Below are 22,529 nucleotides of genomic sequence, written 5' to 3'. Positions count from 1 at the left end.
CACGCAGTCCCTGACAGAAACCGGCTTCCACTTTTCCTGGGGTTGCTCTTATCCCACGCCCACATAGCGATGCACCATGCCCGGGTCGGCCCGGAGTTGCGCGATGTCCACCGTTTCGCGGTTGCGCCCGTTTTCAATGAAGGAAACGCGGTCGGCGACCGGCAGCACGGCGTCGACGCGCTGTTCCACCAGAATGGTGGAAACGCCGCGTTCGCGCAGGGAAGCGACCGTTTCCCGGATGCGGGCGATCATCGAGGGCATCAGCCCTTCGGTCGGCTCGTCGAGCAGCAGCACCTTCGGCTCGATGCAAAGCGCCCGGGCCATCGCCAGCATCTGCTGCTCGCCGCCGGAGAGCGTGCCCGACCGCTGCTTCAGCCGCTCGCGCAGCACCGGAAACAGATCCAGTACGCTGTCGCGGGTCTCGCCGCCCTTGCCGCGCGTCATCAGGCCGACCTCGATGTTCTCGCCGACGGTCAGTTCCGAAAAGAGCCGGCGGCCTTGCGGCACGTAGGCGATGCCCGCGCGCGGGACTTCATGGGCGGGCAGGCCGGAGATCGTCATGCCGTCCAGCACGATCTTCCCCACCGAGACGGGCAGCAGTCCCATAATCGCCTTGAGGGTCGTGGTCTTGCCGGCGCCGTTGCGGCCGAGCAGGCAATGCACCTCGCCCGGCCTCAGGTCGAGCGACAGGCCGCGCAGCACCTGCACCTTGCCGTAGCCGCTATCGACGGCGTCGAGGGTAAGTATTGCGTTCACGCATCGCCTCCGAGATAGGCTTGCTGCACAGCCTTGTTCGCGCGGATTTCGTCCGGCGTGCCTTCGGCCAGGATGCGCCCCTGTTCCATGACCGTGATGCGCTCGGCCAGCGCCATGACCACGTCCATATTGTGCTCGATGAGAAGCACGGTCGCCTCGCTGGCGATCTCGCGGACAAGCGCGATGAAGCTTTCGATTTCGCCGTCCGACAGTCCCTGCGTGGGCTCGTCGAGGATCAGCAGGCGCGGCTTGAGCGCCAGCCCCATCGCCACTTCCAGCAGGCGCTGATGGCCATAGGCGAGGTTACCCGCCAGCGCTTCCGCACGGTCCCCAAGCCCGACCCTTTCCAGCGCATCGAGGCCGTGTTTCAGCAGCAGGCGGCTGGAGAGCCCGTGCTGCCTGTCGCCGAGCAGTCGCCGCTGGACGGCAAGGGCCACATTGTCGAACACCGTAAGGTTGGCGAAGATGGAGGTGATCTGAAACGTGTAGGCGATGCCGGCGCGCACGCGCCGGTGGGCAGGCATCCGCGAGATGTCGCTTCCGTCGAAGACCACGGTGCCCGAACTGGGTGCAACGCGGCCGCAGACGAGGCTGACGAAGGTGGTCTTTCCGGCACCATTGGGCCCGATGATGGCGCGGGTCTGGCCCTGAGGCAGCGAAAAATCCACTTTCTCGACGGCCTTCAGTCCGCCGAAGGAGCGGCTGAGCGCGTTGGTGGAAAGAAGGGGGTTCACGGCAGCCATGGCGCCCACCTTTCTCGTATCGTGCCGACGATGCCCTTCGGGAAGTAAAGGATGAGACCGATCAGGACGAGGCCGACGACCAGCAGATGCGCCGTCGTGTGGCTGGAGGCAAGGTCGATCACATAGAACATGAGCAGCGTGCCGATCAGGGGTCCGAGCGTCGTCGCCGCGCCGCCTAGAAGCACCCAGAGCAGCGGCAGTATCGAATACTGGATCGCCGCGAAACCGGATCCGACATAGCCGAACAGCACTGCATAGGCCGCGCCCGAGGCCGCGCAGACGAGGCCCGAAAGAGCGACGGACAGAAGTTTGTTGGCAAAGACGTCATAGCCCAGCATGCGCATGCGCTCCTCGTTCTCCTTTATGGCCACCAGCGAACGGCCGAACGGCGCACGGACCAGAAACAGCACGGCGCCGAGAACGAGGGTGAAGAGCGTGAGCGCGACCAGATAGCGTGTCGAGGGGTCGGAGAGATCGAGCGCGCCGCCGGGAAACGCAAGAACGCGGGCTTGCTGCCGCAGGACCAGCCCTTCCTCGCCGCGCGTATAGGTCGTGAAATAAAGGGTGGTGAGGTAGAAGACCTGAGCGAACATCAGTGTCACGATCATGAAGGCGACGCCGGTCGTCCGCAGCGCCAGCGCGCCCACCAGAAGCGCCAGCGCGAGGCCGGCCGCAAGCCCCATAGCAAAAGCGGGCCAGACGCCCCAGTCCAGATGATAGATAGTCAGCCCCGCGCCGTAGAGACCGGCGGCGAAGAACATGGCGTGGCCGAGGCTGAGCAGGCCCGTATAGCCGAATGCGATGTTGTAGCCCATGGCGAATACGGCAAGCACCAGCACGCGCGAGAAGACGCCGCGGTGATATTCGGGAAGGATGAAATTGAGCGCGAGCAGCGCTAGGACGATGCCGATATGCAGAACCAGCGTCTTGCCGCGCGGGAGAAGGGAGATCATCGCGCGGCCGCTCCGAACAGACCCTGCGGGCGGAAGACGAGGACCATGGCGACGAGGAACGTCGCAAGCATCTTGGCGAGCGTCGGCGAAAAGAACATGGAGACGATGCCGTCCGACAGGCCAATGAGAATGGCGGCGACGACCGTGCCGCGCAGCGAGCCAAGCCCGCCGATGATGACGACGATGAAGGACAGAAGCAGCGGATCGTGGCCCATCAGGTAGTGAGCCTGCTGGATCGGCACGATGAGGACGGCGGCAAACGCGGCCAGCGCCGCGCCCAGCGCGAAGACGCCAGCATAAACCTTGCCAACCGGAATGCCGAACGCCTGTGCCGTCTCGCGGTCATATTGCGTGGCACGCATGACGAGGCCGATCTTGGTTCGTGTAAGCACGAACCATGTGCCGATCATCATCAAAGCAGAAGCGGCGATGACGGCGAGCTTGTAGGCAGAATAGCCGAACCAGGGCAACTGGATGCGATAGCTGAACGGCGCTTCCACCGGGCGGGCATCCGCGCCGTAAAAGCTGAGCGCGAGCTGCTGGATGATGTAGAGCAGGCCAATCGTGGCGACGATGGTGGCCTCCGGCTCATAGTTGAGCCGGCTAAGGACGAGGCGCTCGGCGACGAAGGCGACGGCGGCGACGACGAGCGGGCTTAGCACCAGCGCAAGCAGAAAGCCGACGGCCGGATGGCCGCCCAGCATGGTCGAGAACCACCAGGCCAGCACTGCGCCCAGCATGTAGAACTCGCCATGGGCGACGTTGACGACGCGCATGACGCCGAAGACCAGCGAGAGGCCCAGCGCCATGAGCGACAGCACCGCCGCCGTCACAAGGCCTTCAAGCGTGGCGAGGAGAAGATAGGGTCCGAAGGCCATGGGTTAGCGGCAAACTCCTGGAAGCAACGGGACAGATTGTGAGGTCAGTACTCGATACAGCGGGCGTCATCCCGGCCGACTGCAAGGAGGGCCGAGACCAATTGAAAGGAGCGGCCGGTCTCTGTAGAAGGGCCGCTGGGTGCTGGTGCGCGGCAGGGACGGGGACCCGACCCTGATCTACGTTCAGCTTCCAATGGGTCCCGGAAGTGCTTCGCCTTCCGGGATGATGATCTGCTAGGCACCTCGCGCCCTCCAAAACGCACCCACGAGTTTCCTCGGCGGTGATGGCGCTGGTACGAGCACTTGAGCGCCCGGTGCCGGATCAGAACAACATCGTCGTATAGTCGGCTTCCGGCTCGTAGTGGCCGTCTTCGATCGAGGTGCGATGCACGACATTGAGCCTGCCATCCTCGACCCTGGAGATATTCTGTTCGCCAAACACCTGGTGGATCTTGCCGTTGAAGCGCTTCTTGCCCTGTGGGTGTTCGCGGCCCGCTTCCATGTCGGTCATGGCTTCGGTCGCCTCGATCAGCTTGGTGCGGTCTCCGGGGCCGGCATAGCCGGAGGCTTCCATCGCGGTCTTGATGATGTGCAACGTTTCCCAGCAGCCGAACATATGGGCGGCGGTGGAGACATCCGTCGGATCGCCGACACTGGCGCCGTTCTCATCAATGCCGACCGTATCGCGGTAGAAAGACACATACTCAGGCTCGTCAGGCTGGGCGTAGCGCGGCATGCCTTCCCAGAAATGGCTTCCGTCCAGAAACTCCAGGCCGGGGCTGTTGATGTCGACGGCTTCAAGGGAATCGATGAAGCCGAAAAGTTGCGGACCGGAATTGCCGAAAAACTCGCCGAGTTCCTTGACGAAGGTGAGGACGGCGGGACCGACCATGACGTGGTAAATCACATCGGTGTCGGAAGGGATCTGCGGCAGGTAGCGGGTGAACGACGTCTCCGTCGGCGGTATCGGCACCTTGGCGACCACCTGTCCGCCCTGGGCCTGGATGGCTGGCTCGAAGAAATCGCGGTGATCATGACCGAACGCGTAGTCGGGATAGACCAGCGTGATCTTCTTCCCGAGATTGTTGGCGATCCAGGGCGCGACCGAGCGCACCTGCGCCTTCACGTCGGTGATGCCCGGCTGCACGCAGTAGCGGTTCATCTTGCCGGAAGCGACGTGATAGCCCTCGCTGACCACATAGTAGGGCATCTTCAGCTCGCCCGCGGCCGGCGCGGAGCCGACGACCACGTGGCTGAACAGCGTGCCGTATACCAGGTCGACCTTGTGCTGGTTAGCGAATTTCTCGACCACTTCGGCGCCGCGCTTGGGATCGGTGCCATCGTCCTCGATGATGATTTCAAGCGGACGGCCGTTGATGCCGCCGGCTTCGTTTATCAGCTTGGCGGCGGCTGTCGTGGTGCGCTCGTACCAGCGGCCGTAGGCGGCGCCGATGCCAGTGCGATGGCACTGAAATCCGATCCTGATGGGTTCGGAGGTTTGGGCTTGCCCATAGCGGACGAAGCCCGGCGCGGCCATGAGGCCGGCGGCGACGCCAAGGCCCTTGAGCGCACTTCGGCGCGTCAGGCCGTGCGGCGTGAGAATGGTGGATTTGCGATTTTCAGTCATGCCGGTTCCCCTCTGTTCAAGACAGTCCAACCGGGCGGTGGGGCGCTTTTTTTGTGCCCTCTCTCGCCACAAAAATCACTTGTGTACAAACTAAATCACCAATCCCGGCCATTGGCAATACAACATGACGCAGCGTTATGCGAGGGCATGTCAGCCCGCGGTCGGGGTGGACAGCAACCACAGGCCGAAAACCGTGTAGAATATCATCAGGACGGCCATCGGGATCTGGCTCAACGCCGCGCGCCGCGCGCTGCCGTAAAGCCCGTAGGCAGTGGCGTGCGCGAGGATGATGGCCAGCACATGGCCACCGACGATCGCCGCCGCCTGCGCATTCCAGATGGCCCAGGCGGCATCGGCGCCCAGCGTCAGGCCGGCGCGGATGGGCATATCGGCCGTGCCGAAAAGGTTCCAACCGCGCGCCAGCGGGTCCGAAGCTGCGGCCAGAGCATATTGTCCATTCACCAGCATGACGACGAGATAGTGGGAAAAGTGGTAGGCGAGCGCGATGGGCACGAACGACCACACGAGAGCGCCAGCTGCGCGCGCGGTTCCCTTTCCACCGGCCAGCTTTTCGCCCGCCAGGATCGCCGCGAGAAAAAGCACCGCGAAAAGAGTCACCATTCCGGCAAGCCCAAGCGTGTTCTGGAGTATGACTGCGGAGCGGCCTGGAAATTCAAGCGGATTGACGCCGATGATCTGGAGCCAGGCGAAGGTGCGCATCAGCCCGTCGAAGGAAATATAAGCCAGCGCCAGGAGCACGAAGGCGACCCCGCTTGCCGGCAGGACCGGCGCGTGCCGCAGCTTCGCTCCCGGCAGAACCAGCCAGAGGTATCCGGCGCGAACAGCGAAAACTGCAAGATGGGAGACCAGACGGAAGAAGACAGAGAAGAACTCGCCTCTCGCCATCCATGTCCCGTAACCGAAGAGGACGATGCAGGCGAAGGTGAAAAGCCAATAGGCCACGACGACCCCGGCGAGATTGCCGGGATCGTCGGGCGCGAGCGAGACTAGCTCGAACCATGCGAAGGCGAAGAGAATGGCAAAGGCTGGCCATCTTCCCACCCGATTCGGCAGAATTAGAAAGGGGTTATCTTCGCGGGCCGTTTGGCCAGTCACTGCGGTCCAGATACGCCACGGTCCGTACCAAGGGTTCAGCCACGGCCACCAGAACCCGAAAATGCCCTGGGCAAGCGTCAGGCAGAGCCAGAGCACGGTCCAAACGGTCAAGGGCAGCAGATTAGCCAGCGGATCGCGGCTGCCGGCCCAGCCCACATGGAGCAGGAAGGCAAATGCGGCGAAGGAGAATGTGCTGGCGGCGAACTTTCCGAAGGGCCGGTAGCGGCAAAGCCGCAACCGCCAGGCGCCTGCTTGCAACAAGGCGCCCGGCGGCATGAAGGCCAGAACGACGAAGCTGAACACGACCGCCATCGCGCCGCCCATCAGGTAATAGCTTGTAGGCAGAAGCAGCACATGCCCCCGCTCCGAAGCATGGGCAAAAGCGGCAACGGTGCCTGCCAGGAGGGCAAAGCAGGCGATGGCGTATCCAGCGATGCGGGGGAGCTTCAGGCGCATGAACACACCCTGGCCCAAGGTCGTACAAATGGAAAGACCGTTACAGCATCCTTCAAGCATCCAAAAAACGCGCAGCGTTGTAGCACCGCTTCGCAGAGGGATACTCACCATGATCAGAGATCAAAAGAAATCGGGCCGGCGCGCGAACCGGCCCGACTTGTCAAAAGTTCCTTTGAGTCCGATTACATTTCGAGCAGGGCCTTGGCTTCGTCGAGCGTTGCCAGCGACGCGTCATGGTCACCGGCCAGATGCTCAGCCTCGCCACGGGCGCGAAGCTCCATCACCTGAGCTCTCTCATCATCGCTAAGGTTCGCCGTTTCCAAGGCGGCATCGATCTCGGCCATGACGGACGGGCACATATTAGCCAAAGCGGAAGCCGGAAACGCGAAAAGCGCGACGGCAAGCAATAGAATTCGCAACATGAAAGCCTCCCTGGCCGGGGTTCGATGGCAACGAACGGCGCCAATCCGGCCAATAAGATCATATCCGCGTCTCATCGGAACGCAAAGTGCGCGGATTTCAAATTGTCGCGAGGGGCGAGACTTGTTGTGAGATGCGGGAGCAACCCCAACTGCGACGATCCCGCCGCGCCCCCCGCCTCCAAACAGCAAAAAGGCCCGGATACCCGAGCCCTAAGCAATTCAAAAATAAGAAATTTTGGAGCGGGCGAAGGGATTCGAACCCTCGACCCCAACCTTGGCAAGGTTGTGCTCTACCCCTGAGCTACACCCGCTCGCGCGGCGAAAGCCGCAAGCGGCGCCTATATGGCTGAACTGGACGGCGATTGCAACAGGGAATTCGCATGTTCGGTGTATTGGACGCATTTCGCCAGCGCCCCTTCTCAGCGCGCATAGGAGCATCTTGCAACCGGTAACGCCTCCACATAAACGAAAGCCATCGGGAAATCCGTGAGGACGGGATGGATATGGCAAAGACGGCGGACGAGTTATTCACATTCTTGCGCGAGCTCGGCATCGACACAGCAACCAGAGAGCATCCGCCGCTCTTTACGGTCGACGAATCCCAATCCCTGCGAGGCAGCATTCCGGGCGCCCACACCAAGAACCTCTTCCTGAAGGACAAGAAGGGGCGCTATTTCCTGGTGACCGTCGAGGAACGCGCCGTCGTCGACCTGAAGACGATACATCACACGATAGGCGCCTCGGGACGGGTCTCGTTCGGCAAGGAAGATGCGCTGATGGAATTGCTCGGCGTGACACCGGGATCGGTAACCCTTTTCGGCCTGGTCAACGATCTGGATCGGAAAGTCACGTTCGTCCTCGACGAACCGCTGACGGAAGAGCAAATCATCAATGGCCATCCGCTGCACAATGCGGCGACGACATCGATCGGCAAGGACGATCTCTTTCGTTTTCTTGAGGCCACCGGGCATGAGCCGCTCGTCTTGAAAGTCTCGATTTGATGGCCACATCTGGCACAGACATCTTATACTGATCGGAATTTCGGCTTCGGCCGGCGCAACACGGGGGTCCAAATGAGCACGCGCGACAATCCTTATAAGGCTGCCGGTATGACGACGGCCAGCGTCGACTTCGGTACGCCTGAACATAACAAGTCGCAGGCGCAGCCATCCGTGCTGAATTTGGACGGCAATACCACGGCCGGCGAGTTGATCAAAGAAACGTCCACGGCCTCCTTCAGTGCGGATGTCATTCAGGAATCGCGGCGCCAGCCCGTATTGGTCGATTTCTGGGCGCCGTGGTGCGGGCCCTGCAAGCAGCTTACACCCCTTTTGGAACAAGCGGTGAGGCAGGCCGGCGGCAAGGTACGGCTGGTGAAAATGAACATAGACGAACACCCTGCTATTGCCGGGCAGCTTGGTATCCAGTCGATCCCCGCCGTCATCGCCTTCAAGGATGGTCAGCCTGTGGACGGATTCATGGGTGCCGTCCCTGAAAGCCAGATCAAGCAATTCATAGACAAGCTGGGCGGCGACGGGGGCGACCGGATAGGCGAAGCTCTGGAGGCGGCGAAGGCAGCAATAAGCGAAGGCGACAGCCAGACGGGCGCCCATATATACTCCGCCATCCTCCAGGAAGAACCTGAACAGGTCGATGCATTGGCCGGGCTTGCCGGGCTGCTTTTCGACGCCGGGCAGACCGATAAGGCGGCAGCGCTGCTCGACCGCGTGCCTGCGGCAAAGAGCGATGCGTCGGCGGTCGCAGCGATTCGTGCGCGCATGGCTCTCGCCGAACAGGTGGCGGCCCTGGGCGACCCGGAGGCACTGGCGGCCCGTCTCGAAGCCAACCCCGCCGATCATCAGGCGCGGTTCGATCTGGCCCTGATCGCCAATGCACGGGGACGGCGCGAGGAGGCTGCCGAACGTCTTCTGCACATCATACGCACCGATCGCAGCTGGAACGATGACGGCGCGAGAGCAAAACTGCTCGAGCTCTTCGACGCCTGGGGACCTGCCGATCCCGCAACGCTGTCGGCGCGCAGACGTCTTTCATCCCTGCTTTTCTCCTGAGCGCCTCCCCCGCTGCGAAAAGCTCAGAAAAGTAGCTGCGCATTGAGTTTTAAGACCTGCGCCACATATTTGCAGGTGATATGGAGCAAACGACAACAGACTGCCTGACGAGGCTCGCGCCGTGCGGCACGAATGTTGGCTCGATGGAGGTAAACGTTTGAAGGCGGGAAATGCCGAATATTCCGATACCGCCGATCTGCCGCAGGTGGTGCCGGTATTCCCTCTCGCCGGCGCTTTGCTCTTGCCGGGTGGACGGCTCCCGTTAAACATCTTCGAACCCCGCTATGTCGCCATGACCGATCACGCTCTTGCCGATCAGCGATTGATCGGAATGATCCAGCCCAGCCTTGAACGACCCGGTAAAATGGTCGCGGCGCGCGCGGGCGAGCCCCCGCTCTGCACCGTAGGCTGCCTGGGACGGCTGGTTTCGCTTTCGGAAACGGGAGATGGCCGGTATCTCGTTTCGCTTCAGGGCATCTGCCGGTTCACCTGCGTCGAGGAGATAGCGACGGACCGGCCGTTCCGGCTCTGCCGCATCGAACCCTTCGCCCGGGATCTGCGAAAGGACACCACCGCCGAAGCCATCGACCGCAAGGGCCTGATCGATGCACTCCGCGCCTATCTTGCCGCCCACGACCTCGAAGCGGACTGGCAAAGCGTAAGCAGGGCGGAGAATGGCCCGCTCGTCAACGCTTTGTCCATGATGGCGCCTTACGGCCCTGCTGAAAAACAGGCACTGCTCGAGGCCCCGGATGTGAAGGCGCGCGCGGAAACGCTCGTCGCGCTGACGGAAATGGTGACCGCCCGGCATGCTGGCGACAATGGCCGGAATTTGCAGTAGTGTCGGTGTGCCTGGTGGATGCAGGGAAACTCCCGTTCCTTTACCGGCATCTGCCTGCGCTTGCTCACTTCCCGAGCATCGCGGGCGATTCACTTTGGGGGGGCGCCGATGAGACGGAATCAGGACGACAATGTCGACGTGAAGATGCTGGAACTGTTGATCTGCCCCATCAGCAAGGCGCCACTGAAGTGGGATCGGGAGCGAAGCGAGCTGGTTTCGCGCGCCGCCGGCCTTGCTTACCCAGTGCGCGACGGCATTCCGGTCATGCTGCCTTCGGAGGCGCGACCGCTCTCCGACGACATCCCCGGCCGACCCGCCTGAAAATCCGATCCCGTCTACCCCTTCGATAGCATTTTTGCAGTCAGGTGAACTCACCTGACGTCCGCGCAAACGCCGACCGACAAGAAGATTGCTCATCTTTATGCGTCCGAATCGACGCATGCCGCTCCCGGCGGCTTTCCAACCGCCGGATCGATGCATAATGTGGTCACATGGCACAAAAGAAAGCACATGAAGTCGACGGTTGGCTCTCAAGGCCCGATCCAATTTTCTGGATCGTGCTGATCTACGGACCCGATCGCGGACTGGTCTCGGAGAGGGCACGGCGCTTTGCCATTGCGAGCGGCCTGCCACTCGACGATCCCTTCACAGTCATCAAGCTGGACGCCGGCGAAGCTGAGCAGCAGCCTGGGCGGCTGCTCGATGAGGTGCAGACCGTGCCGATGTTCGCTGAGCGGCGGTTGATCTGGCTGCGCGGCGCAGGAGGACAGGCCGGGCTCGCCCGCGATATCAGCCGGCTTATTCAAGAGCCTTCCGGAGATTGCACGATACTCATCGAAGCCGGCGACTTGAAGAAGGGAGCCGCCCTGCGCAGCGCAATCGAGCGCGGCGAGGGTTCGATGGCCCTGCCGTGCTACGCCGATGACGGCCGTAGCCTCGACACGATCATCGACGAGGTGCTCTCAGCAAACGGGCTGTCCCTCGATCTCGAAGCCCGCCAGTTGCTCAAGGCAAATCTCGGAGGAGATCGTATGGCCACGCGAGGGGAGCTTGAAAAGCTCGCGCTCTATTGCGCCGGCGGTAAGTCGGTTCAGGCCGCCGATATTCGCGAACTGGTCGGCGATGTTGCAAAATCCAGTGCGGACGATACAGTCGACGCCGTTCTGTGTGGCCGCATAGCCGAATTCGACACGCTGTTTTCGCGGCACCTTGCGACGGGAAGCCCCGCTTTCCTCGTTCTGTCGGCGGCGTTGCGCCAGGTGCATCAGCTTCAAATCCTGCGCAATCAGGTCGAGCGGGAGGGAAAGACACCCGCTGGCGCCGTCAGCGCGGCTCGCCCCCCGGTCTTCTTCGCGCGCCGCCGTGCCGTCGAGATGGCCTTGCAGCGCTGGGATCTTGGCAGGCTTTCAGCAGCAGCGGAGCGTCTGCATGGCGCGGTCCTGCGCACCAGACAGCACCCGGCCGGCGCGGATGCCGCTAGCCGCCAGGCGCTGCTGGCTCTGGCCATAGAAAGCGCCCGCGCAGGCCGCCGACAATGGCCGGCATCAAGTTTGAAATGAAAGACGGCCCGTGTGGGCATTAATAGCCGGCTCACTTATTTTGAGCATGTGCCGAAAATCGCTATAATGCGCCATCTGCGCGTCCCAATGGGGAGCCGTGGCCTAGCGCTGGAGAAGCCGGCAAAGCTCATCGAGCTGCTCGAGCGACCGATAGGCGATTTTCAGTTCCCCGCCCTTGCTCTTGTGGTTGATCGTTACCTTCATTCCGGTATTATCGCTCAGGAGCTTCTCCAGGGACAAGGTGTCCGCATCCTTTTCCTTGGGCCGGGAGCTGCTGGCTGCCGGGGTGGAGTGGTCCGGCGCGCTTGCCAGCGCTTCTGCCTGACGCACGGACAGCCCCTCCTCAACGATCCGCCTGGCCAGGGCGGCTGGATCGTTTGCGCTGACCAGCGTGCGGGCGTGGCCTGCGGTGAGCGAGCCGTCGACGATCAGGTCACTGACCGCAGGCGGCAGCTTCAACAGGCGCAATGTGTTGGCCACGTGACTGCGGCTCTTGCCGATCACTTGGCCGAGATCCGCTTGGGTGTAATGGTGCTCATCCATAAGCTGCTGATAGCCACGCGCTTCTTCGAGCGCATTGAGATCGGCGCGCTGCACATTTTCGATGATGGCCAGTTCCAGCGCCGCCTTGTCATCGACATCGCGCACGATCACCGGAACTTCGGTCAGACCGGCGCGCTGGGCCGCGCGCCACCGCCGCTCGCCGGCGATAATCTCGTAACGCCCTTGAGCCGCCGGCCGCACCACGACCGGCTGAACGATGCCGTGCTCGCGGATGGACTGGGTGAGATCGGCCAAATCCGCTTCGCCGAAATTTCGTCGCGGGTTACGCGGATTGGGCGATACGAATTCTATGGGAACGAAGCGATCGGCGCGAAACGTTTCCGCCTCGCTTGCAGATGGCTTGTCCATTTCGCCGATCAGCGCTGCCAAGCCACGGCCGAGACGTTTACGGGAAGGATCTTCGTTCATTTTACATCCACATTCTCAATGATTTTCAAGCCGCCCGCAAGCGGCGCTCACGCCGGATGACTTCGGAGGCAAGCTGCAAATAGGCTTGGCTTCCGGAACATTTCAGATCGTATAGAATCGCCGGCTTCCCATAAGATGGCGCTTCCGAGACCCGGACGTTACGCGGGATCACGGTTTCGTAGACAGCATCGCCCATATACGCCCGCACATCCTCGACCACCTGATTGGCAAGGTTGTTGCGCCGGTCGAACATGGTCAGCACGATGCCCTGTATGGTTAAGTTCGGGTTAATGGAGCCTCTGATCTGCTCCACAGTCTCAAGAAGCTGACTGAGACCTTCCAGTGCGAAGAATTCGCATTGCAGCGGCACAAGTACCGAATCAGCGGCGGCCATGGCGTTGAGCGTGAGCAGGTTAAGCGATGGAGGGCAATCGACAAGCACATAGGAATAAGGGGCGTTCTCCGCCTCCCGCAGTGCCCGTCGGAGTTTCAGAACGCGGTCTGTTGCTTCAGAAATCTCCATCTCGATGCCCAGAAGGTCGAGGGTGGAGGGGATAATCGAAAGCCCCGGAACCGCCGTTTCCATTGCCGCATCGGAAACGGTGGAGCGTCCTGTCAGGACATCATAGGATGACACGAGCCGCGCCTGCCGGTCGATGCCGAGCCCCGTGCTGGCATTTCCCTGGGGATCCAGATCAACAATAAGCACCTGCTCACCGATAGCAGCCAAAGCTGTGGCGAGGTTGATGGCTGTGGTCGTTTTCCCTACGCCACCCTTCTGGTTGGCAACCGTGATGATGCGTGTGCGCTTGCTCATGGCCCCTTGCCGCCCGTCTATCCGTTCCAGAAGCATTGCAGCCCTCGATTTTCAACGGCGCTGGAGGTTGCTGATCTCCAGAATCACGCCTTCACCTGCAATCAAGTCGCCATGTTCTACCAGATCGTATTTCCAAGCGGCACCGCTTTCTGCGATTTCCTGATGATAATCCCGGCCTTTATGAAAAAGAGCCGTTGCTCCGCCCGATAGCCAGGGTTCCGCCAGCTCCAGCAGCATTCCCAGCGGCGCCAGCGCGCGCGCGGTGACGATTTCCGGAACGTCCAGCACGCCGTGGCACGCCTCTATACGCTTCGCATGCACTTTCGCCGGGCATCGGAGGCCGGAAAGGGTCGTCTGCAGGAACGACGCCTTTTTGCGATTGCTCTCCACCAGATCGATGTGCGCAGAGGAGCGCTCGCATGCGAGTATGGCAATTACTGCGCCGGGAAACCCGCCCCCGGACCCCAGATCCAGCCAGTGAAGCGCGTCGGGCGCCAATCTCCACACTTGTGCGCTATCAAGAATATGGCGTTCCCACAACGACGGGAGTGTCGAGGGAGCCGCCAGATTGATATGCGCTGCCCAGCGCTTGAACGCAGTCTCAAAACTCTCCATTTTTGCGAATGTTTCACGTGAAACCGGTCCAGCCGCCGCACACAGACTTTCAAAGCGTTGACTGGTCACGCAGCGCCCCGCGCCTCGCGTGCATATTGCCGGGATGCCATGAGGACAAGCGCGAGCGCTGCCGGCGTCATTCCGTCAATGTGTCGCGCTTCGGCCAGGGTTGCCGGTCTTCGTAGCCGCAGCTTTCCTTTCAGCTCATTCGAGAGGCCGACAATGGCATCGAAATCGAGGTCAGCCGGAATAAGCGCTGTATCCTCCCGGCGCAACTGCTCTGCGTCGGCCGTCTGGCGGTCGAGATAGACCGCGTAGCGTGCCTCAGTCGCCAGAAGTCGTGCCGCATCCGAATCAATTTGTGACAACTCAGGCCAGATCGCGGTCAAACGCGGTATATCCATGTCGGGATAGGACAGAAGATCATAGGCCGTCCGCCGGAGGCCGTCCCGATTGAGCTGAATATCCTTCGCCGCCGCTTCGCTGGGCGTGATCGTTAGCGATCGCGACAGTTCTCGCGCCCGGTCGAACCGGCGTTGCAGGCCGCGGTAACGCGCAACACGCTCCCCTCCCGCTATGCCCCAGGCTTCCGCCATCGGGGTCAGCCTTAGATCCGCGTTGTCTGCACGCAGGGAAAGCCTGAACTCGGCCCGAGAGGTGAACATGCGATAGGGCTCACTGACGCCCCGGGTCACTAGGTCGTCAATCATAACGCCGATATAGGCGTCCGCGCGGCTAAGGTGGACGACATCCTGTCCGCCCGCCCTGCGCGCGGCGTTCAGCCCCGCGACCAGGCCTTGGGCCGCCGCTTCCTCATAGCCTGTGGTCCCGTTGATCTGGCCCGCCAGGAAGAGTCCGCCAATTCGCCGCGCTTCCAGCGAACTTGTAAGCTCTCTCGGATCCACATGATCGTATTCGATCGCGTAGCCTGGCTGAAGGATGATCGCCTTTTCGAGTCCCGGTATGCTTGCCAGCAGCGCACGCTGTACGTCCTCCGGGAGTGACGTGGAGATGCCGTTCGGATAGACGGTGTCGTCCTCAAGGCCCTCCGGCTCCAGGAATATCTGGTGGCCCTCGCGATCGCCGAATTTTACAATCTTATCCTCGATCGACGGGCAGTAGCGCGGCCCCACCCCTTCGATCGCGCCCGAGTACATAGCAGAGCGGTGCAGATTTGCGCGAATGATGTCGTGGGTATGAGATGTGGTCCGTGTTATCCCGCAGTCGATTTGGCGGGTTGTGATACGATCGGTCATGAGCGAAAATGGTATGGGTTCCGCGTCCGCCGACTGCATGCACAGTGACGCCCAGTCGATCGTTCGCCCATCCAGCCTAGGTGGTGTGCCGGTCTTCAGCCGCCCCAACCGGAACCCGGCCTGCTCGAGCGAAGCCGACAGGCGCTTGGCGGCGGGTTCGCCCACCCGGCCGGCGACAATCGTTTTCTCACCGATATGGATAAGCCCCCGCAGGAATGTTCCCGTCGTCAACACCACTGCACCACAGTCTATGCGCCGCTCTCCGGAAATGATGACTTGCTTGACCTTGCAATCCTCGATGCCGATCTCCCAGGCCTCGGCCTCGATCACATCCAGGAACTCCTGAGCGCCAATGGCCTCTTGGATCGCTGCCTTGTAAAGCGCGCGATCTGCCTGGGTTCGAGGACCACGCACAGCCGGCCCCTTGCGTCGGTTGAGCATCCGGAACTGAATGCCTGCGGCATCGGCGGCTCGGCCCATCAGGCCATCCAGTGCATCGACCTCCCGCACGAGCTGCCCCTTGCCGATCCCACCGATCGCGGGGTTGCAGGACATAACGCCGATGGTCTCCCTGTTCAGGGTCACAAGGGCCGTATTCGCTCCCGCGCGCGCCGAAGCGGCCGCGGCTTCACACCCGGCATGCCCTCCGCCTATTACGACGACATCGTACTTCATCTTCATTCCCTGCGATAACTGTGCCTGGATGCGGATTTCGAGGCTCCGCGTCAAGCAACTTCGAAAAGTTTCACGTGAAACTTGTCGGTCAGCAAGTGTACGAATGTTTCACGTGAGTCATCCCGACTCCGCTGACCTGCTGAATGTTTCACGTGAATCGCCGCTCACACGGAATCCCAGGATGTTTCACGTGAGTCATTTTCCGATGCAGAAGCTCGAGAATATTTCGCCCAACACTTCTTCGGTACCGATGTCGCCGCAGATCCGGCCCAAAGCATCCGCGGCCCGCCGGAGGTCTTCGGCCCTCAGTTCAAGGTCCATAGAGATACTTTCGACGGCAGCTTCCAGGCATTCAGCGGCCGTCCGCAGCTCTTCGATGTGCCGGCTTCGGAACGGCAGTATCTCTCCCGTTGACTCCTGCAGAGGCCGGCAGAGTTTCTCGATCTCCTCGAGTAGCTCAACCAAACCGGAGCCGTTGACGGTCGATACGAGACGGTCCCATTTCTCATGATGCGGGTTTGCCAGCAGGTCGGCTTTCGTTCCCACCCGTAAGATGGGAGCCATGTCGGGCAGGGGTACCGATTTCGGGTTCGTCGCATCCTGAAGATAGAGTATGAGATCCGCCTCGCCGGCTCTCTTCAGCGCCCGTTCGATGCCAATGGCCTCGACTTTCGCGGCCCTCTCTCGAATGCCGGCCGTATCCACAAGATTCACTTTCATGCCTGCTATGTCGAGGCTTATCTCCAGCAGATCCCTGGTGGTTCCGGCTTCGTCCGTAACGATGGCCACATCGCGTTTGGCCAACGCGTTGAGCAAGCTCGACTTGCCGGAATTGGGGGCGCCGAGAATGACGATGCTCAGCCCTTCGCGCACGATCTCCGCGCGGTGGTAGCCGGATGCATGGGTCCGGATCGCGCTCAGAAGCTTGGCCAGATCGGTCCAGACCCTGTCCGAAACGGAGCCTGGAACATCCCCTTCGTCCGAGAAATCCAGCTCGGCCTCCAGAAGAGCCCGCGCCTCCAGAAGAATGCGGCGCCAGCCGGAGTAAAGCTGCCGGTGGGCGTCGCTGTTGTTGGCGATCGCAAAAAGTCGTTGCGCCTCAGTCTCCGCATCGATCAGATCCGCCAGCGCCTCGGCGGCTGTCAGATCCATCTTGCCGTTCAGGAAGGAGCGCTGCGTGAAGGCACCGGCCTCCGCCGCGCGCGTCCCCCGGAAGGAAGAGATCAGCTCCAGCATCGCCCTGACGACCGCACGTCCGCCATGCAAATGGAATTCAGCACAATCCTCCCCCGTGAAACTCGCCGGGCCCGGAAAGAAGATGCAAAGACCTGTATCGATCACCCCGCCTTCCCTGTTCTGGAACCGGACCAATTTCGCCTGGCGCGGTGGTGGAACCGATCCGGCAATCTGTTCGACTACCGACCTTGTATGCGGACCTGATAAACGGACCACCGCAATGCCGGACGGGAGGCCGCCACTCGACAATGCGTAGATCGTCTCGCCATACGGAGTTTGATTGATCATTCCCGGCGCTCTACCTATGGGCAAGTCGACTGAAGCCATGGAGGCCACATTGCCGTTGCCCGCGAAGAACTTGCTTTCGGCTGAAACCAGCCCCTATCTCAAACAGCATCAGTCGAACCCCGTTCATTGGCGGCCGTGGAGTGAAGCGGCGCTGTCGGAAGCACGGGAGTTGGATAGGCCCATTCTTCTCTCCATAGGGTACGCCGCATGCCACTGGTGCCATGTCATGGCGCATGAGAGTTTCGAAGACCATGACATCGCCGATCTCATGAACCGACTCTTTGTGAATATCAAGGTCGACCGAGAAGAGCGACCGGACATCGACCAGATCTACATGGCCGCCCTGACGGCAACGGGCGAACAGGGCGGTTGGCCGCTGACAATGTTCCTGACACCGGAAGCAAAACCGTTCTGGGGCGGAACCTATTTTCCTCCGATCCAGCGCTTCGGCAGGCCCGGTTTCCGGGATCTTCTCGTAGCCGTGCATCAGGCCTGGACGGAGAGGAACGACGATCTGACGCGCAGTGCGGAAGCGCTGAATGCCCATGTGGAGGCACGGCTTGCGCCCGAAGGCGACGACACCCCAGGGGCCGCGCCTCCGCTGGAGCAGCTTGCCCTGCGCATTCATTCCATGATCGACGGTGAGCAGGGTGGTCTGCGCGGGGCGCCGAAATTCCCGAACACGCCCTTTATGAACATTCTTTGGCTGAACTGGCTGGAGAGGGCGAACGAGGGCCATAGGGATGCGGTGATCTTCAGCCTTCGGAAAATGCTTTCCGGCGGGATCTATGACCATATCGGCGGCGGGCTTGCGCGCTATGCCACCGACGCACGATGGCTCGTGCCCCATTTCGAGAAGATGCTTTACGACAATGCACAGCTGATCAGCCTGACCTCACAGGCCTTTGCCGCAACGGGCGATCCGCTTTTCCGGACCCGCATCGAGGAGACAATCAACTGGCTCCTGCGCGATATGCGCACCGAGGCTGGCGCTTTCGCCTCTAGCCTCGATGCCGACTCGGAAGGCGAAGAAGGAAAGTACTATCTCTGGACCGAACAACAGATAAGGGAGGTGCTTGGACCGGACACCGAAAGGTTTCTGGAAGTCTACGAGCTCGCAAGGCCGGAAGGATGGGAGGGAGAACCCATTCTGCATCGCAGCTACTACAGTTCCATCGATCTGGAGGACGAGCCATGGCTGGCCGAACAACGGGCAAAACTCCTTGCCGCCCGCCAGCGCCGGTTGGCGCCGAGCCGTGACGACAAGGTTTTGGTGGACTGGAATGGCATGGCTATTGCGGCAATCGCTCACGCCGGCCGGCAGTTACAGCGTGCCGACTGGGTGGGAGCAGCCACAGCGGCATTTCATTTCATATCCGAATCGACTGTCGAAGGTCGCCTGCCACACAGTATCGGTGCCGAGAAGAGCCAGTTTCCGGCCCTTTCCAGCGACTATGCAGCAATGATCCACGCCGCCGTCGCAGTTTATCAGGCGACCGGCGACCCCGATATGATCGCGCATGGTGTGGAGTGGTATGAGGCGCTTCAGAAATGGCATGCTGCGCCTGGCGGACGCGGTCACTTTCTCACCGCTTCCGATGCGTCCGACGTGCCGATCCGGGTCCGGGGCGATATCGACGAGGCAACACCCTCTGCCACGGCCCAGATCATAGAGGCTCTCGCCCAGCTCTCGATGGCGACAGGCAATCAGTCCATCTATGATGCCGTTGCCGTTGCCGCTCGTCATGCATTGTCACGCATCAGCCAACAGGCCTATGGGCAGGCGGGCATCGTCTATGCTGCCAGCCTCGCGCGCGAACCGATGAAACTGCTCGTCGTCGACGATGAGGAAGGTACCTTCTCACGGCTTGCCGCCGCCCACCCCGATCCCCGCCGCGTCGACATTTTGCTCTCGGATCAGCCGCACCCGTCTGAAACAGCCAGCGATATTGCGATAGACCGGACACGGCCGGGGGCCTGGTTGTGCATCGGGACCCGCTGCCTTCCCTCGGTCCGCAGCCCTAAAGAACTGGAAGCGCTGTTGCCAAAGCATATCGCTTGATGATTAGCCGGCGTATTAAAAGATGGATCAGGTATTCATCGAATCGAAGAATTCGGCATTGCTCTTGGTCTGCTTGAGCTTGTCGATGAGGAACTCGACTGCATCGGTCGTGCCCATCGGAGCAAGGATGCGACGCAGGACGAATATCTTCTGCAGGTCCTGGCGTGCGATGAGCAGGTCTTCCTTGCGCGTGCCCGACTTGAGGATGTCGATCGCGGGGAATATCCGCTTGTCAGCAACCTTCCGGTCGAGGACGATTTCCGAGTTGCCAGTGCCCTTGAATTCTTCGAAGATGACTTCGTCCATGCGGCTGCCCGTATCGATCAGCGCCGTGGCGATGATCGTCAACGATCCGCCCTCTTCGATATTGCGTGCTGCGCCGAAGAAGCGCTTGGGCCGCTGGAGTGCATTGGCATCCACGCCGCCCGTCAGCACCTTGCCGGAAGACGGAACCACGGTGTTGTAGGCGCGACCGAGCCGGGTGATCGAATCGAGCAGGATCACGACGTCGCGCCCGTGCTCCACCAGCCGTTTGGCCTTCTCGATCACCATCTCAGCCACCTGAACATGACGCGTGGCCGGCTCGTCGAAGGTCGACGACACGACCTCTCCCTTCACCGAACGCTGCATGTCCGTCACTTCCTCCGGCCGCTCGTCGATCAGCAGAACGATGAGATAGCATTCGGGATGGTTCGATGTGACCGAATGCGCGATATTCTGCAGGATCACGGTCTTGCCTGTGCGGGGCGGCGCCACGATGAGGCCGCGCTGGCCCTTGCCCAGCGGTGCGACCAGGTCGATTACGCGTGGGGTATTGTCCTTGGTGGTCGGGTTCTCGATCTCCATCCGCAGACGCTCGTCCGGATAGAGCGGCGTGAGGTTGTCGAAGTGGATCTTGTGACGGATCTTCTCCGGATCCTCGAAATTGATCGTGTTGACCTTCAGGAGCGCGAAATAGCGTTCGCCTTCCTTCGGGCTGCGGATCGGCCCTTCGACCGTATCGCCCGTTTTCAGCGAAAAACGGCGAATCTGGGAGGGAGAAATGTAGATGTCATCCGGGCCCGGAAGATAATTTGCCGATGCCGAACGCAAAAAACCGAAACCGTCTTGCAGAACCTCAACGACCCCCTCGCCGATGATCTCGAACTCCTGGATCGCGAGCTTTTTCAAGATAGCGAACATGAGCTCCTGCTTGCGCATGATGCTCGCATTCTCCACCTCGAGAGATTCGGCGAACGCGATGAGATCGGTCGGCGATTTGCTCTTGAGCTCTTGAAGTTTCATTTCCTGCATGGTGCGGACTCTGGATCGATCATGGGAATTTGGGATGCGGCACGCCCCGGAGCGCTTGAAGCGTCCCGAAATCCGGAAGGAAACAACGCCGGACGTGCAAAGGAAGGAACGCTCTTTTATCGTCCTGCCCCGGAAAGAGCAAGGCGCGTTTTAAATCCTTCGCCGAAAACCGTCAGAACGGCTTCACGATGACGAGAATAACGATAGCGATCATCAGCAATGTAGGTATCTCATTGACGATGCGCCAGTGCCGCGCCGGCTTTTCGTTGCGGTCAGCGGCAAACATCCGCACGCCCTTGGCCAGATAGCCGTGCACGCCAGAAAGCAGCACCACTGCCGCGATTTTGGCGTGAAGCCATCCGCCGGAAAAGCCGAATCCCTTCCATGCGAGCCAGAGTCCGAATACCCACGTGGCCATCATCGCGGGATTGATGATGAAGCGCAGAAGCCGGTATTCCATCACCTTGAAGGTTTCACTCTGCGACGTGCCGGCGGCGGTTTCGGAATGGTAGACGAAAAGCCGTGGCAGATAGAGCATCCCAGCCATCCAGGAGATCACGGATATAACGTGGAACGCCTTGATCCAATTATAGAGTCCGTCCGGCGCCGCCAAAAACAGAAGGAGTACCAGAACGACAAGGATGACGAGCGCGACGATGGCTCTCATGCCGGCTTTCCTGCCGCTGACCTCACCGCTCGCGGTCATCGGCTTGCCCCGCGCACACTCTGCACCATCGCCTCCACATGGGCGATCGGCGTTTCCGGCGTGATGCCATGACCGAGGTTGAACACGAGAGGGCCATCTCCCAGAGCCTCCAGGATTCGATCGACCCCCTCCTCCAACGCTTTGCCGCCGGCCCTGAGCCGCATCGGGTCGAGATTGCCTTGCACCGGACCGAGCGCCTGCAAACGACGCGCCTGGGGCAAAGGCACCGACCAGTCGAGGCCGAGCGCCGTTATGCCTGTTTTCGCGCGATAGCTGTCGTAAAGCATGCCTGCCCCTTTCGGGAACCCGACGATCGGCACCTCCGGATGCTTCTCCCGCACGCGCCTGACCATCTCGGCAACCGGCTTCACGCACCAGGCCTCATAACTCGCCTCGTCCAGGACCCCTGCCCAGGAATCGAAAATCTGCACAGCGTCGGCGCCGGCGTCTATCTGCCGGATGAGATATTCCGCCGATTGTGCGGCAAGCTTCGCGAGCAGGGCCTCCATGGCCTCCGGGTGGGAAAATCCGAACAGTCGTCCAGGCGCCTGATCCGGCGTTCCATGACCGGCGATCATATAGGTCGCCACGGTCCAGGGCGCACCGCAAAAGCCGATCAGCGCCGTTTCCGGCGGCAATTCACGCCGCAACCGCCGTACGGTCTCATAGACCGGCTCGAGATTCACGTGAAACAACAACCCATCCAGCGCATCGACGTCCTGCGCCTTGATGGGCGTCATCATCGGTCCGCGGCCCTCCACGAAACGCAGGTCGCGGCCAAGCGCGTGGGGCACCACCAGAATATCGGAAAAAAGTATCGATGCGTCGAAGCCGAAACGGCGGATCGGCTGCAGTGTCACCTCTACAGACATATCGGGGTCATAACAGAGATCGAGAAAGCTTCCCGCGCGTTTCCGGGTTTCCCTATATTCCGGCAGATACCGGCCAGCCTGGCGCATCATCCAGATGGGAGGAGGGAACACCGTTCTCCCTCGCATGACCTCCAGGAATTTCATTTCCGCCAAGGTGACGCCTCCGTTTAGGAATTAATTAAGAATCTATCGATTAGTCTTCTTTTGATTCTAAGAGTCTGTTTGGAACGTGGATTAAATCCTGTCCACCGATCCGGCTAGGCAGGCATTGCGCATATTGCCGCGTCCTTGACCCATACATGTGGGAAAAGGCCGTG

21 protein-coding genes and 1 tRNA gene are annotated in these 22,529 nt (G+C 61.1%); 6 read left to right on the top strand and 16 right to left on the bottom strand.

Annotated elements, in window-relative coordinates:
• Positions 1–48: 48 nt before the first annotated feature.
• From N1058_RS04250 to N1058_RS04215, 8 genes are all read right to left on the bottom strand, one after another.
• Entirely contained in the window at positions 49–756 is a 708-nt protein-coding gene (locus tag N1058_RS04250; RefSeq protein ID WP_265516239.1) for an ABC transporter ATP-binding protein, read from the bottom strand.
• Positions 753–1,490: an ABC transporter ATP-binding protein gene (locus N1058_RS04245; RefSeq protein WP_420847944.1), complete on the bottom strand. Its 738-nt coding sequence runs from the start codon at positions 1,488–1,490 to the stop codon at positions 753–755. Before N1058_RS04245 ends, N1058_RS04250 begins: the two co-directional genes overlap by 4 nt.
• Entirely contained in the window at positions 1,487–2,452 is a 966-nt protein-coding gene (locus N1058_RS04240; RefSeq protein WP_265516237.1) for a branched-chain amino acid ABC transporter permease, read from the bottom strand. The genes N1058_RS04245 and N1058_RS04240 overlap by 4 nt, the downstream gene beginning before the upstream one ends.
• Positions 2,449–3,330 (bottom strand): branched-chain amino acid ABC transporter permease, encoded by an 882-nt coding sequence (locus N1058_RS04235; RefSeq protein WP_265516236.1) that lies wholly within the window; start codon positions 3,328–3,330, stop codon positions 2,449–2,451. The genes N1058_RS04240 and N1058_RS04235 overlap by 4 nt, the downstream gene beginning before the upstream one ends.
• A 322-nt stretch (positions 3,331–3,652) precedes the next feature.
• Positions 3,653–4,957 (bottom strand): ABC transporter substrate-binding protein, encoded by a 1,305-nt coding sequence (locus N1058_RS04230; protein WP_265516235.1) that lies wholly within the window; start codon positions 4,955–4,957, stop codon positions 3,653–3,655.
• Positions 4,958–5,107: 150 nt separating this feature from the next.
• Positions 5,108–6,529 carry a hypothetical protein gene (locus tag N1058_RS04225; RefSeq protein WP_265516234.1) on the bottom strand — a complete coding sequence of 474 codons (1,422 nt, stop codon included), beginning with the start codon at positions 6,527–6,529 and terminating at the stop codon, positions 5,108–5,110.
• Positions 6,530–6,711: 182 nt separating this feature from the next.
• Complete coding sequence (locus N1058_RS04220) at positions 6,712–6,951, bottom strand: hypothetical protein (RefSeq protein ID WP_265516233.1); 240 nt, start codon at positions 6,949–6,951, stop codon at positions 6,712–6,714.
• Between the two features lie 236 nt (positions 6,952–7,187).
• Positions 7,188–7,262 (bottom strand) — tRNA-Gly (locus N1058_RS04215).
• Between the two features lie 192 nt (positions 7,263–7,454).
• Between N1058_RS04215 and N1058_RS04210 the strand changes: the two genes are divergently transcribed.
• The 5 genes from N1058_RS04210 (at position 7,455) to holA (ending at position 11,420) form a co-directional block, all read left to right on the top strand.
• Positions 7,455–7,952 carry a prolyl-tRNA synthetase associated domain-containing protein gene (locus tag N1058_RS04210; RefSeq protein ID WP_265516232.1) on the top strand — a complete coding sequence of 166 codons (498 nt, stop codon included), beginning with the start codon at positions 7,455–7,457 and terminating at the stop codon, positions 7,950–7,952.
• A gap of 72 nt (positions 7,953–8,024) precedes the next feature.
• On the top strand, positions 8,025–9,020 hold the full coding sequence (gene trxA, locus N1058_RS04205) for a thioredoxin (RefSeq protein WP_265516231.1): 996 nt from the start codon (positions 8,025–8,027) through the stop codon (positions 9,018–9,020).
• Positions 9,021–9,177: 157 nt separating this feature from the next.
• Complete coding sequence (locus N1058_RS04200) at positions 9,178–9,861, top strand: LON peptidase substrate-binding domain-containing protein (RefSeq protein WP_265516230.1); 684 nt, start codon at positions 9,178–9,180, stop codon at positions 9,859–9,861.
• A gap of 108 nt (positions 9,862–9,969) precedes the next feature.
• Complete coding sequence (locus tag N1058_RS04195) at positions 9,970–10,182, top strand: Trm112 family protein (protein ID WP_265516229.1); 213 nt, start codon at positions 9,970–9,972, stop codon at positions 10,180–10,182.
• Between the two features lie 170 nt (positions 10,183–10,352).
• A complete protein-coding gene (gene holA, locus N1058_RS04190) occupies positions 10,353–11,420 on the top strand; it encodes a DNA polymerase III subunit delta (RefSeq protein WP_265516228.1) in 1,068 nt (355 codons plus the stop codon).
• A 102-nt stretch (positions 11,421–11,522) separates the two neighbouring features.
• Here the strand turns inward: holA and N1058_RS04185 are convergent, their stop codons facing one another.
• The 5 genes from N1058_RS04185 to mnmE form a co-directional block, all read right to left on the bottom strand.
• Positions 11,523–12,392 carry a ParB/RepB/Spo0J family partition protein gene (locus N1058_RS04185; protein ID WP_265516227.1) on the bottom strand — a complete coding sequence of 290 codons (870 nt, stop codon included), beginning with the start codon at positions 12,390–12,392 and terminating at the stop codon, positions 11,523–11,525.
• Between the two features lie 25 nt (positions 12,393–12,417).
• Positions 12,418–13,209, bottom strand: coding sequence for a ParA family protein (locus N1058_RS04180; protein ID WP_265516226.1), 792 nt, complete (start codon positions 13,207–13,209; stop codon positions 12,418–12,420).
• Between the two features lie 51 nt (positions 13,210–13,260).
• The gene (gene rsmG, locus N1058_RS04175) at positions 13,261–13,893 is read right to left on the bottom strand and encodes a 16S rRNA (guanine(527)-N(7))-methyltransferase RsmG (protein ID WP_265516225.1); all 633 of its coding nucleotides are present in this window, start codon (positions 13,891–13,893) and stop codon (positions 13,261–13,263) included.
• Positions 13,890–15,761 carry a tRNA uridine-5-carboxymethylaminomethyl(34) synthesis enzyme MnmG gene (mnmG, locus tag N1058_RS04170; protein ID WP_265516224.1) on the bottom strand — a complete coding sequence of 624 codons (1,872 nt, stop codon included), beginning with the start codon at positions 15,759–15,761 and terminating at the stop codon, positions 13,890–13,892. The genes rsmG and mnmG overlap by 4 nt, the downstream gene beginning before the upstream one ends.
• Before the next feature lie 189 nt (positions 15,762–15,950).
• On the bottom strand, positions 15,951–17,279 hold the full coding sequence (mnmE, locus tag N1058_RS04165) for a tRNA uridine-5-carboxymethylaminomethyl(34) synthesis GTPase MnmE (RefSeq protein WP_265516223.1): 1,329 nt from the start codon (positions 17,277–17,279) through the stop codon (positions 15,951–15,953).
• A 16-nt stretch (positions 17,280–17,295) separates the two neighbouring features.
• Here mnmE and N1058_RS04160 point away from each other — a divergent pair, with 16 nt between their 5' ends.
• On the top strand, positions 17,296–19,341 hold the full coding sequence (locus N1058_RS04160) for a thioredoxin domain-containing protein (protein ID WP_265516222.1): 2,046 nt from the start codon (positions 17,296–17,298) through the stop codon (positions 19,339–19,341).
• Between the two features lie 27 nt (positions 19,342–19,368).
• Here the strand turns inward: N1058_RS04160 and rho are convergent, their stop codons facing one another.
• The 3 genes from rho to hemE all read right to left on the bottom strand — a co-directional run bounded on the left by rho (position 19,369) and on the right by hemE (position 22,356).
• The gene (rho, locus tag N1058_RS04155) at positions 19,369–20,634 is read right to left on the bottom strand and encodes a transcription termination factor Rho (RefSeq protein ID WP_265516221.1); all 1,266 of its coding nucleotides are present in this window, start codon (positions 20,632–20,634) and stop codon (positions 19,369–19,371) included.
• Between the two features lie 172 nt (positions 20,635–20,806).
• Positions 20,807–21,301, bottom strand: coding sequence for a protoporphyrinogen oxidase HemJ (gene hemJ / locus N1058_RS04150; RefSeq protein ID WP_265516220.1), 495 nt, complete (start codon positions 21,299–21,301; stop codon positions 20,807–20,809).
• A gap of 35 nt (positions 21,302–21,336) precedes the next feature.
• Entirely contained in the window at positions 21,337–22,356 is a 1,020-nt protein-coding gene (hemE, locus tag N1058_RS04145; protein WP_265516369.1) for a uroporphyrinogen decarboxylase, read from the bottom strand.
• Between the last annotated feature and the right edge of the window lie 173 nt (positions 22,357–22,529).

Origin of the sequence: Nitratireductor luteus, from assembly GCF_026162365.1 — a bacterium.
In the GTDB taxonomy this organism is placed as follows: domain Bacteria; phylum Pseudomonadota; class Alphaproteobacteria; order Rhizobiales; family Rhizobiaceae; genus Chelativorans; species Chelativorans luteus.
Note: the sequence above shows the minus strand (reverse complement) of the source record. Positions and strands in the feature narration are given on the sequence as shown.

Bases quoted from the DNA above. Each gene is read 5' to 3' on its own strand.
- hemJ (WP_265516220.1), bottom strand. From the start codon at position 21,301: ATGAGAGCCATCGTCGCGCTCGTCATCCTTGTCGTTCTGGTACTCCTT.
- rho (WP_265516221.1), bottom strand. From the start codon at position 20,634: ATGCAGGAAATGAAACTTCAAGAGCTCAAGAGCAAATCGCCGACCGAT.
- mnmG (WP_265516224.1), bottom strand. From the start codon at position 15,761: ATGAAGATGAAGTACGATGTCGTCGTAATAGGCGGAGGGCATGCCGGG.
- N1058_RS04180 (WP_265516226.1), bottom strand. From the start codon at position 13,209: ATGAGCAAGCGCACACGCATCATCACGGTTGCCAACCAGAAGGGTGGC.
- N1058_RS04230 (WP_265516235.1), bottom strand. From the start codon at position 4,957: ATGACTGAAAATCGCAAATCCACCATTCTCACGCCGCACGGCCTGACG.
- N1058_RS04160 (WP_265516222.1), top strand. From the start codon at position 17,296: ATGGGCAAGTCGACTGAAGCCATGGAGGCCACATTGCCGTTGCCCGCG.
- N1058_RS04185 (WP_265516227.1), bottom strand. From the start codon at position 12,392: ATGAACGAAGATCCTTCCCGTAAACGTCTCGGCCGTGGCTTGGCAGCG.
- N1058_RS04210 (WP_265516232.1), top strand. From the start codon at position 7,455: ATGGCAAAGACGGCGGACGAGTTATTCACATTCTTGCGCGAGCTCGGC.
- N1058_RS04195 (WP_265516229.1), top strand. From the start codon at position 9,970: ATGAGACGGAATCAGGACGACAATGTCGACGTGAAGATGCTGGAACTG.
- N1058_RS04225 (WP_265516234.1), bottom strand. From the start codon at position 6,529: ATGCGCCTGAAGCTCCCCCGCATCGCTGGATACGCCATCGCCTGCTTT.
- mnmE (WP_265516223.1), bottom strand. From the start codon at position 17,279: ATGATCAATCAAACTCCGTATGGCGAGACGATCTACGCATTGTCGAGT.
- holA (WP_265516228.1), top strand. From the start codon at position 10,353: ATGGCACAAAAGAAAGCACATGAAGTCGACGGTTGGCTCTCAAGGCCC.
- hemE (WP_265516369.1), bottom strand. From the start codon at position 22,356: ATGAAATTCCTGGAGGTCATGCGAGGGAGAACGGTGTTCCCTCCTCCC.
- N1058_RS04220 (WP_265516233.1), bottom strand. From the start codon at position 6,951: ATGTTGCGAATTCTATTGCTTGCCGTCGCGCTTTTCGCGTTTCCGGCT.
- trxA (WP_265516231.1), top strand. From the start codon at position 8,025: ATGAGCACGCGCGACAATCCTTATAAGGCTGCCGGTATGACGACGGCC.
- N1058_RS04240 (WP_265516237.1), bottom strand. From the start codon at position 2,452: ATGATCTCCCTTCTCCCGCGCGGCAAGACGCTGGTTCTGCATATCGGC.
- N1058_RS04235 (WP_265516236.1), bottom strand. From the start codon at position 3,330: ATGGCCTTCGGACCCTATCTTCTCCTCGCCACGCTTGAAGGCCTTGTG.